This window comes from Nitriliruptor sp., assembly GCF_040882075.1.
Classification (GTDB): Bacteria; Actinomycetota; Nitriliruptoria; order Nitriliruptorales; family Nitriliruptoraceae; genus Nitriliruptor.
The window spans coordinates 1-9,967 of the sequence record NZ_JBBEBZ010000229.1 but is presented as its reverse complement, the minus strand read 5'-3'; the positions used below and the strand labels follow the sequence as shown (position 1 = coordinate 9,967).

General features: G+C 72.6%; 10 protein-coding genes. 5 read left to right on the top strand and 5 right to left on the bottom strand.

Features of this window, described 5'->3' with window-relative positions; all coding sequences use genetic code 11:
• Together WEB03_RS16700 and WEB03_RS16695 are read left to right on the top strand one after the other, a co-directional pair.
• Positions 1-1,515, top strand: a 1,515-nt coding sequence (locus tag WEB03_RS16700) for an aspartate aminotransferase family protein (RefSeq protein WP_368072052.1), incomplete at its 5' end; no start/stop codon positions are given.
• Between the two features lie 231 nt (positions 1,516-1,746).
• Positions 1,747-2,655, top strand: coding sequence for a hypothetical protein (locus WEB03_RS16695; RefSeq protein WP_368072051.1), 909 nt, complete (start codon positions 1,747-1,749; stop codon positions 2,653-2,655).
• Between the two features lie 101 nt (positions 2,656-2,756).
• Here the strand turns inward: WEB03_RS16695 and meaB are convergent, their stop codons facing one another.
• A complete protein-coding gene (meaB, locus tag WEB03_RS16690) occupies positions 2,757-3,896 on the bottom strand; it encodes a methylmalonyl Co-A mutase-associated GTPase MeaB (RefSeq protein WP_368072050.1) in 1,140 nt (379 codons plus the stop codon).
• Between the two features lie 135 nt (positions 3,897-4,031).
• Positions 4,032-5,219, bottom strand: coding sequence for an acetyl-CoA C-acetyltransferase (locus tag WEB03_RS16685; protein WP_368072049.1), 1,188 nt, complete (start codon positions 5,217-5,219; stop codon positions 4,032-4,034).
• Between the two features lie 189 nt (positions 5,220-5,408).
• On the opposite strand from WEB03_RS16685, the gene mce reads away from it, so the two are divergent.
• The 3 genes from mce to WEB03_RS16670 all read left to right on the top strand — a co-directional run bounded on the left by mce (position 5,409) and on the right by WEB03_RS16670 (position 7,368).
• On the top strand, positions 5,409-5,816 hold the full coding sequence (gene mce / locus WEB03_RS16680) for a methylmalonyl-CoA epimerase (protein WP_368072048.1): 408 nt from the start codon (positions 5,409-5,411) through the stop codon (positions 5,814-5,816).
• A gap of 71 nt (positions 5,817-5,887) precedes the next feature.
• Entirely contained in the window at positions 5,888-6,364 is a 477-nt protein-coding gene (locus WEB03_RS16675) for a hypothetical protein (protein WP_368072047.1), read from the top strand.
• Positions 6,361-7,368, top strand: a complete 1,008-nt coding sequence (locus WEB03_RS16670) for an alcohol dehydrogenase catalytic domain-containing protein (protein ID WP_368072046.1) — start codon at positions 6,361-6,363, stop codon at positions 7,366-7,368. Before WEB03_RS16675 ends, WEB03_RS16670 begins: the two co-directional genes overlap by 4 nt.
• 32 nt (positions 7,369-7,400) lie before the next feature.
• On the opposite strand, the gene WEB03_RS16665 is transcribed toward WEB03_RS16670, so the two are convergent.
• From WEB03_RS16665 to WEB03_RS16655, 3 genes are all read right to left on the bottom strand, one after another.
• Positions 7,401-8,180: a hypothetical protein gene (locus WEB03_RS16665; protein ID WP_368072045.1), complete on the bottom strand. Its 780-nt coding sequence runs from the start codon at positions 8,178-8,180 to the stop codon at positions 7,401-7,403.
• 105 nt (positions 8,181-8,285) lie between these two features.
• Complete coding sequence (locus tag WEB03_RS16660) at positions 8,286-8,789, bottom strand: peptidylprolyl isomerase (protein ID WP_368072044.1); 504 nt, start codon at positions 8,787-8,789, stop codon at positions 8,286-8,288.
• 107 nt (positions 8,790-8,896) lie between these two features.
• Positions 8,897-9,832, bottom strand: coding sequence for a peptidylprolyl isomerase (locus WEB03_RS16655; RefSeq protein ID WP_368072043.1), 936 nt, complete (start codon positions 9,830-9,832; stop codon positions 8,897-8,899).
• Positions 9,833-9,967 lie beyond the last annotated feature (135 nt).

Here is a 9,967-nt window from a genome sequence, read left to right as displayed (position 1 = left end):
CTCGGTCGGTGGAGGATCGGGATGACCGAGCCCGACCAGGGGCCGCTCGATCCCGGTCAGCTCGGCGTCGGTGACATGGACGCCGCCAGCTTCCGCCGTCACGGCCACGAGGTGATCGATTGGATCGCCGACTACCTCGAGGGCGTCGGCGACCGACGGGTCCTGTCCGATGTCGCCCCCGGCGACATCGCGGGCGCGCTGCCGGTGTCCGCCCCGGACGGGCCGGAACCGTTCGCCGACACGCTGGCCGACCTCGATCGGATCATCCTGCCCGGCGTGACCCACTGGAACCACCCGGCGTTCCACGCCTACTTCGCCATCACCGGGTCCGGCCCCGGCATCCTCGCCGAGGCGGTGTCGGCGGCGCTCAACGTCAACGGGATGCTGTGGCGAACCTCGCCGGCGGCGACCGAGCTGGAGGAGCGCACCCTCGACTGGCTGCGTCAGCTGCTCGGCCTGGCCGACGACTGGCGCGGGGTGCTCACCGACACCGCATCGGTGTCCACGCTGGTCGCGCTGGCGGCCGCGCGGGAGCGAGCCGACCTCGACGTCCGCAACCGCGGCATGGCCGGTCGCCCGGACCTCCCGCCGCTGCGCATCTACACCTCGTCCGAAGCGCACTCCTCGGTCGAGAAGGCGGCCATCACCCTGGGACTCGGTCGTGACGGCGTCCGGCTCATCGCCGTCGACGATGACCGGCGGCTGGACGTCGGCGCGCTGCGGGAGGCCCTCGAGGAGGACATCCGCCTCGGCTCGCGACCCATCGCCATCGTCGCGACGACCGGAACCACCTCGACGACGTCCATCGACCCCGTCGCGGCCATCGCTGATATCCGCGACGAGGTGGCCGAGCAGCTCGGTCACCCGATCTGGCTCCACGTCGACGGCGCGTACGGCGGCGTCGCCGCGATCTGCGACGAGCTCCGTTGGGTACTCGACGGTGTCGACCGCGCGGACTCGTTCGTGACCAACCCCCACAAGTGGCTGTTCACGCCGATCGACTGTTCCGCCCTCTACGTCCGGGATGTCGACACCCTGACCCGCGCGTTCTCGCTCGTGCCGGAGTACCTCGCGACCGACGACGAGGGCGTCACCGACTACATGGACTGGGGGATCCAGCTCGGGCGGCGGTTCCGGTCGCTCAAGCTCTGGGCCGTCCTCCGCTACTTCGGCCGCGACGGGCTGGCCGAGCGGATCCGCCACCACGTCGCGCAAGCCCAGCAGGTGGTCGCGTGGGTCGAGGCCCACCCCCACCTCGAGCTCGCCGCCCCCGCTCCCCTGTCGACCGTGTGCTTGCGCTCGGTGGTCGACGGCGAGGACGAGGACGCCGCGACCGACCGCAACCGGGCGTGGCTGGCCGCCATCAACGCCACGGGCGACGCGTTCCTGTCCCACACCGTGCTCGACGGCCGCTACGTGCTGCGCCTGGCCACGGGCAACCTGCGCACCACCGACGAACGCCTCGAGGCCACCCTCGCCGCCCTCGACCGCGAGCTCACCCCCCTCCTCCCCTGACCGGGCCTGCACCTCAGCGCCGATCCGGTCCAGCCGTGTCGCGCGAGCCCGTCAGCGTCGCGTCAGACGCTCAGCGGTGCGATGTTGGCGCGACCGCGACGGTCTCCCGCGACAGCGAGGTCGAACGCGACGGCCCGCGTTGCTGCCGAGCGCCCGCTGCGACCCCGAGGTATCCACACCCCCGAGCCCTCGGGACGGAGAGACAGCACGCCGACGCGGCACGCTCCCCGCATGGACGCCGTCGATGCCCGAGCCCAGCACGTCGCCCGACCACAGCGAGGTCGCGCGACGCGCCGACAGTTGCGCGAGGACGCCTCCATCTCGCCCGCGACCATCGCCCGCCGTCTCGCGGCTGGCAGCTGGTCGGAACCCGTCCCGACCGTCATCGACATCGGAACGCACGAGCGCACCTGGCTCGCCGAGCTCCAGGAGCTGTTGCTCGCGACCGGGCCGAGGTCGTGGCTCTCCCACATGACCTCCGCACACCTGCACGGCTTCCTCGACGTCGGTCGACCGCACGTCCCCGACGTGCTCGTGGATCGAGGTGGCCACACCCGTATCGGCGAGGTCCGGCTGCACACCACCCGAGCCATCGTTCCGGACGAGCTCACGGCCGTGAACGGGTTGCGCTGCACCACGGTCGCGCGCACCTACCTCGACGTCGCCGCCGGATCGACCCTCGACGAGCTCGAACGGTTCGGCCTCGAGCTGGCCCGCCGCGACCGCAACGCGCTCCGCCAGATCGGTGAGCTGCTCGATCGGTACCGCAACGCACCGTCGCGGCGGCGACTGGTTGCGGCGATCTCGCGGCTGCCGGGAGATGCCTCGCTCCTCGGTTCCCCGCTCGAGGTCCTCGGCGTGCAGGATCTGCGGCGGCACGGCGCGCCGCCTCCGGTGCTGCAGTACCGGGTGCGCGACCTCGGTGGCGCGCTCGTCAAGCGGGTCGACACGGCCTGGCCCGACCGGATGGCGCTGGCCGAGTGGGACGGACGCGCGTACCACGACGTCGCGCCTGCCCGCGCGGAGGACGAGGTGTGCCGGGCGCGGATGCGAGCACTCGGCTGGCACGTCGAGGTGTTCCGGCGACCGGACCTCGAGGGCGATCGGATCCGGTCCTTCGCCGCCTGGCTCCGAGGCTGACGACCACACGTCCTGTCGGGTGAGCGTGTCAGCGTCGCGACAGATGCTCAGGGGTGCGGGGTTGGCGCGACCGTGAGACGCTGACGCGACCTGGGGTCGCGTCAGGCGGGGCCGCCCTCGAGTGCCTCGAGGAGCTCGTCGGCGGCGGCGTAGGGGTCGATCTCGCGCTCGGCGACGCGGGTCGCCAAAGCGTCGAGCAGCGGGTCACCGCCCTGGCCGCGCTGCTTGGAGCTGTGGTGCTCGTCGAGCCGGACGAAGCGGCTGCGGACCTGCTCGAGCGCGATCTCGCGGATGGTGTGCAGCGCTCGATCGCGGGCGCGTGCGTCGGCTCGTCCGGACGCAGCGAGGTGGGCGTCGTGGTCGTCGAAGGCGTCCACGAGCTCGGTGATCCCCTCGCCACGAACGGCGACGGTGCGCAGGATCGGGGGCCACCAACCGGCCGCGGCGGACCCGGGGACCAGCTCGCTGCCACCACCGAGGTCGTCGGCGAGTTCTGGGTCGCCCCCCACTGGTGGTGCGAGTTCTGGATGGTGGTCGAGGAGGTCGGGGTGCTCGTCGAGCAGCTCCGCGGTCGAGCGACCGGCGGTGGCGCGTCCGAGCTCGAGCATGCCGCGCAGCTCGGACTCGAGCTTGCCCGCACCGGACGCGTCGGCCTTGTTGATCACGAAGACGTCGGCGACCTCGAGGATGCCGGCCTTGGCGGCCTGCACCGAATCACCCATGCCGGGGGCCATGGCGACGACGGTGGTGTCGGCGGTCGCCGCGATCTGGACCTCGGACTGGCCGACGCCGACGGTCTCGACGATGACGTCGTCGAACCCGGCCGCGTCGAGCACGAGCACCGCCTGAGGCGTGGCGAAGGACAACCCACCGAGGTGGCCACGGGAGGCCATCGACCGGATGAACACGTCCGGGTCGGCGTGGTGCCCCTGCATCCGCACCCGGTCACCGAGCAGCGCGCCGCCGGAGAACGGTGACGAGGGGTCGACGGCGAGCACGGCCACCGAGCGGTCGCGGGACCGCAGCTCGGCGGCGATCGCGTTGGTCAGCGTGGACTTGCCGACCCCCGGGGATCCGGTGATCCCGAGCACCCGTGCGCTGCCGGTCCGCGGGTGCAGGGCGGCGACCACCTCGCGCAACTGACCCGGTGCACCGTCCTCGACCAGGGTCAGCAGGCGGGCGAGCGCGCGCCGCTCCCCACGGGCGAGCCGCTGCACGAGGTCGTCGACCGTCTGCGCCACGCGGTGCTCCTCCGAGGTAGGACGTCGTGGAGCGGCAGGCTAGTGATGGTCTCGGCCACCCACTCCGCACCGGACGTGGGTGTGCCCCCGACCGCTGCCGGGGGCACACCGAGAACACGGTCCTTCGAGGTCGGCTCAGCCGACGCGGACGATGAGCGCGTCGCCCTGGCCACCGCCGCCGCACAAGGCAGCAGCACCACGGCCGCCACCACGGCGGGTCAGCTCGTTGATGAGGGTGGTGACGATGCGGGCGCCGGAGCAGCCGATCGGGTGGCCGAGCGCGACCGCGCCACCGTTGACATTGACCTTGTCCTGGTCGACGCCGAGCTCCTTGGCCGACGCGATCGCGACGGACGCGAACGCCTCGTTCATCTCGTACAGGTCGAAGCCCGACGGGTCGGCGTCGACCTTGGCGGCCGCGGCCCGGATCGCACCGGCCGGCTGCAGCAGCAGCGACGGGTCGGGACCGGCGACGGCGCCGTAGGCCTCGATCGTGGCGAGGACGGGTAGCCCGAGCCGGTCCGCCTTCTCGCGGGAGGCGAGGACGAGCGCGGCACCACCGTCGGAGATCTGCGATGCGTTGCCCGCGGTGATCGTGCCCTCGGCGTCGAAGGCGGGTCGCAGCTTGCCGAGCGACTCGCCGGTCGTGCCCGGACGGATGCCCTCGTCCTCGGCGACGGTGATGGGGTCACCCTTGCGCTGTGGGACGTCGACGGGGACGACCTCACCCTCGAAGGCGCCCTCCTTCCAGGCTGCGGCGGCACGCTCGTGGGACCGGGCCGAGAACTCGTCCTGCTCCTCGCGGGTGATGCCGAGGTCCATCTTGGTCTGGTAGTTCTCGGTCGCCAGGCCCATCGCGCAGCGGTCGAACGCGCAGGTGAGGCCGTCGTGCATCAGCACGTCGGTGACCTTGCCGTCGCCGAGCCGGTAGCCGTGGCGCGCCTTCGGCAGCACGTACGGGGCGTTGGTCATCGACTCCATCCCACCGGCGACGGCCACCGCAGCCTCGCCGAGGCGGATCAGGTCGCGTGCGCGCGAGATGGCGGTCATGCCCGACAGGCAGACCTTGTTGATGGTCTCGGCCGGGACGTCCATGCCGATGCCACCCTCGACCGCCGCCTGGCGGGCGGTGATCTGACCCTGGCCCGCCTGGAGGACGTGGCCCATGGCGACGTAGTCAACCTCGCCAGCGTCGATGCCGGACTTCGCGAGCGCTCCGGCGATGGCGTGACCGCCGAGCTGCATCGCGGTGAGGGAGGCGAAGCCCCCTCCGAACCTGCCGATGGGCGTACGGGCGTAGCCGACGACGACGACCTCGGACAACGGACCTCTCCTCGCTCGGGTGAGCGGCCATCGTAGGGCCCGAGCCACCCCCGCCCGCAAGCGGACCTGGGCCTGCGCCCGGCCGCCTCCCCACCGCCCCCGCCGCGTACCGGGTTGGGATGGTGCCGCAGCACCGGGCACGATGACCCTGACGCGACCGACGGTGGTCGCCCGAGACGAGGAACTCCCGTGCCGGTCACCCGCATCGATCAGATCGCGATCGCCGTCGAGGACCTCGACGCCGCCCTCGAGCTCTACGAGCGCGCCTTCGGTCTGACCCCCGAGTACCGCGAGGTCGTCGAGTCCGACGGCGTCGAGGAGGCGATGCTCAACGTCGGCGGTGTCTACATCCAGCTGCTGCAGGCGACACGCGACGACTCCCCGATCGCCAGGTACCTCGCCAGGAACGGACCGGGGCTGCACCACCTCGGGTTCGGGGTCGACTCGGTGAGCGACACCCTCGAGCACCTGCGTGACGAGGGGGTCCGGCTCATCGACGAGGCACCGCGGCCCGGTGGTGGCGGGCACACGGTCGCGTTCGTCCACCCGAAGGGGACCAACGGGGTCCTCGTCGAGCTCGTCGAGGACGCGCACTGAGCGGCGGCATCCGCCCGTCCGCCGGCCGGTAGCCTCGCCTGTCGAGTCCGTCGAGGGTCAGGAGCCGGTCCGTGGGGTTCACCGACCGCCTACGCGGGTGGTTCAAGGGTGAGGGCAAGCGCAGCGCGCCGTCCAAGAGCACCGGACCGGCCTCGCGGGCCAGCACGCGCGAGCTCGAAGCGTTCGCGTCGACCCGCGGCAGCGTCGAGGCCTACCTCGAACCCCGGACGGCCATCTACTCCACGACCCTGCTGATGGTCGCCGACGACGGCGAGTACCTGCGGCGCCCGATCGGCGATCGTGACCAGGCCGTCGAGCTGTGCGCCAAGCTGAACCTGCCGCTCTACGACGCGGCCCGGGTCGGCTACCCGAAGCGGATGCGTGACTACGACGCGGGCGTCCGCCCGAACCGGCTGCGGGTGGAGGACCTGCCCCCGTGGCCCGACGGCGACGTCGGCGCCGACGGACCGCCACCACCACCGACGCCGCCCGCCGACGAGCCGCCGGGCTCCTCCGACGGACCGCCGCCGGCCGGCGGCCCCGCGTGAGCGAGATCCGCGCCATCGTCCACATCGCGACCCCCGGCGACGGACGTCCGGGCCACCTGCGGGCCGTCGGTCGTCCTGCCCCGACCGCCGGTCCCGGTGAGGCCGTGGTCGAGGTCCACGCCGCGCTGCTCACCCCAGGATCGCCGCCGCCTCGGGAGGACGGCTCCGTCGTCGGCGCCGATGGCGCCGGGGTCGTGACGCAGGTCGGACCTGGTGTCGTGGGGCTGGCCGTCGGGGATGCCGTTGCGCTCCCGGCGCTGCTCACCTGCCGGGCGTGCGCCGCGTGCCGGGCGGGACGTGCCAACCTCTGCCCCTCGCGCCGGCGACCGGGCCGGGACGTCGACGGGTGGGTGGCCGAACGGGTGGTGGTGCGAGCCGACCAGCTCGTGTCGACGGCCGCGACCGTCCCCCCGCCGCTCGCCGCGTCGGTCCCCGGCATCGTGGCTCCCGCCTTCAACGCCCTGAAGCGGGCCGGCGTCGGCCCCGGGGTGAGCGTGGCCGTCGTCGGCGCTGATGCGCTCGGCCTGCACCTGACCCAACTGGCCGCGCTGGCCGGTGGCGAGGTGACGACCCTGGACGACCGCCACGAAGCTCGGGAGCGCGCCGCGGACCTCGGCGCCGACCGCACCCTGCCGCTCGACGGTCGATCCCTCCCCGAAGTCCTCGACGAGCCCGTGGACCGCCTGCTCGTCCGGGGCGAGGTCCCCGCGTCGGCGCTCGAAGCCCTGGCGCCAGGGGGCCGTCTGGTCATCGTGGCCGTCGGGGACCAGCGCGGTGAGGTGTCCCTGCCGACCGACCTGCTCGTCCGTCACGAGCTCGACGTCGTCGGGGCCGACGGGGCCACGCCGCAGGACGTGGTCGAGCTGTTCGACCTCGCCGCCGAGGGGCGCCTGGTGCTGCACACCGCCGTGGGGTCGACGTACCCGGTCGCGGACCTCGTGGCGGCTGAGACCGCCCTGACCGGGACCGACGCGGGCCTGCCGATCGTGCTCGACCCCCGCTGATCGCCGGGAGCTGCCCCGGCGCCCGATGGTGCTCAGGGCAGCGCGTCGAGGGCGACGATGGCGGCGTCACCCTCGATGCGGATGCGCCACCGCTGCTCGTCTGCGCCACGGCTGACCAGCTCGGGTACACCGTCGTCACCGACCTCCCATACCACCAGCTGGGCACCCACCGGCACCTCGTCGAGGCCGTAGGTGGCCTGGTCGTCGGAGGGGTTGGTCCCCTCGTCGTGGTCGAGCCACCCGACGGTCCGCAGCCGCGTCCCGTCCGCACCCCACTCGAGCCACGCCACCGCCGAGCCGTCGGGTGCCCACACGGGCAGCGTCGGGACGTCCGCGGTCCCCGCGGACTCCGGATCGACCTGCATGCGGAACGGGAACCAGTACAGGTCGCTGGCGACACCGTCGGCATCGACGTTGAGGTAGCGCAGCTCGTACCGGCCGTCGACGCGCGCGAGCGCCAACACGGTGGTCGCACCGTCCGGGCTCACGGCGGGTCGCAGCTCGGCGTGGACCAGCTCACCGTCCTCGATGCTGCCCAACGCCTGGCGATCCTGCCCGGTGACGAGGACCAGATCACGTCCCTCGATCGAGACCGTCGGCAGGTCCCGCGACGCGGGTACCGACGTCGAGTCAGGTGGCGCGGTGGTGGCGTCGCCGGCGTCAGGGGCGGTGCCGCACCCGGTGACGAGGAGGGTGGCGATCGCCAGGGCGATGGCGCGGCGGGTGGTGGCAGGAGGTGAGGATCGGAGCAACGTCGGTGGGCCCCCGGAGGACGTTCGTGGGATCAGGCGGTGGGGACGTCCGTCCCCCACCGCCCTCTCAGACGCACGAACGTGCTCGAGAGTTGCAGGTGACCGCGTGGCGCACGACATCGACCGCGGGGCGAGGTTCGACGACCACACCCCGCGGTCGACCGGTCACTCCTCGGTGATCTCGATGGTCTCGATGACCACGTCCTCGTGCGGACGATCACGGGCGTCGATCGCGGTCGTCGCGATGTCGTCCACGACATCGAGGCCGTCGGTCGTCTTGCCGAAGACGTTGTACGACGGCGGCAGGCCGACGTCGGCGTGGCAGATGAAGAACTGCGAGCCGTTGGTGTTCGGACCGGCGTTGGCCATGGCCAGCGTGCCCATCTTGTAACCACGGCTGCGAGCGGCATCGAGCTCGTCGGCGAACTTGTAGCCCGGGCCGCCGGTGCCGGTCCCGGTCGGGTCACCGCCCTGGATCATGAAGTCCTTGATGACGCGGTGGAAGATCACCCCGTCGTAGAACCCGGTCCGGGCGAGGTGCACGAAGTTGTTGACGGTGTTCGGCGCTTCGTCGGCGAACAGCTTCGCGGTGATGACGCCGCGGTTGGTCGTGATCGTCGCCGTGTGGGCCTTGGCGGTGTCGATGGTGAGGTCGGGCGCGGTCGCCACGTCAGGTGTCCTCGGGTTCGGGGGCGTCGGAGCGGGGAGCCTACGGACTCGCCGGGCAGCACGTCCCGCCCACGGCCGTGCCCGACGGACGGGCGGAAACGCGGCGATCAGCTGGTCTCGATCGTGACCGAGGTGATGATGATGGGGTCCACCGGGCTGTCGCCGCTGACGGGGCCGAGCACGATCGACTCGACGACCTCCCGCCCCTCGACCACCCGGCCGAAGGCGGTGTAGGCCGGCGGGAGCTCGACGCCCTCCTCGGGTTCCACGATGAACCACTGCGACCCGTTGGTGTCCGGACCGGAGTTCGCCATCGCGATCGTGCCCTGGGGGTAGACCCCCTCCTCCTCGACGAGGGCTTCGGCCGCGTCGAGCTCGTCGGGGAAGGTGTACCCCGGGAAGCTCGGCTGGTCGGCGGACGCCGGCCCGCAGTCCTCGCGGCCGCAGCCGGTGCCGGCCGGGTCACCGGCCTGCGCGACGAAACCCTCGATGACGCGGTGGAAGCCGACCCCGTCGTAGTACCCGTCCTCGGCGAGGAAGACGAAGCTGTTGACCGCGAGCGGGGCGTTGGCCGCGTCGAGCTCCACGACGATGTCACCACAGGTCGTCGCGATCGTGGCCATGTACGTGGCGTCCTCGTCGATGCTGAACTCCGGGGCCTCCTCGTACCGCTCGCTGGTGACCTCGGGGACGTCGGCCGGCGTGGGCTCGCAGGCGCCCTCCGGACGCTCGGCGGCGGCCGGGTCGTCAGCAGCCACGTCGTCATCGGCCGGATCGGTCGCGGCGTCCTCGCCGTCCTCGCCGGTGGCATCCCCCGCGTCCGCGGTCGCCTCCGCCGCATCGTCGGCTGCGTCGTCGATGACCGGTGCCGGGTCGTCACCGCCGAGGCTGGTGATCGCTGCGACCCCCACGAGCGACAGCACGAGCAGCCCGATCATGATCAGGACCAGCACGCGGGAACGTCGCTGACGCCGCTCGAGCGCGTCCTGGTGACGCTTGTCGCGGGCTCGCGCCAGCTCCTTGTCGTGGGTGCTCTTGGCCACGTGCGTGCCTCCGCGATCGGCGTCGGCCGGAGGCTACCGGCGACGGGCTCAGGGCCGGCCGCGGCGGGCCGCCAGGCGCCAGCAGTGCAGGTGCCAGTGACGCCGTTCGTCGACCAGGCCCTCGGGCCACGCCAC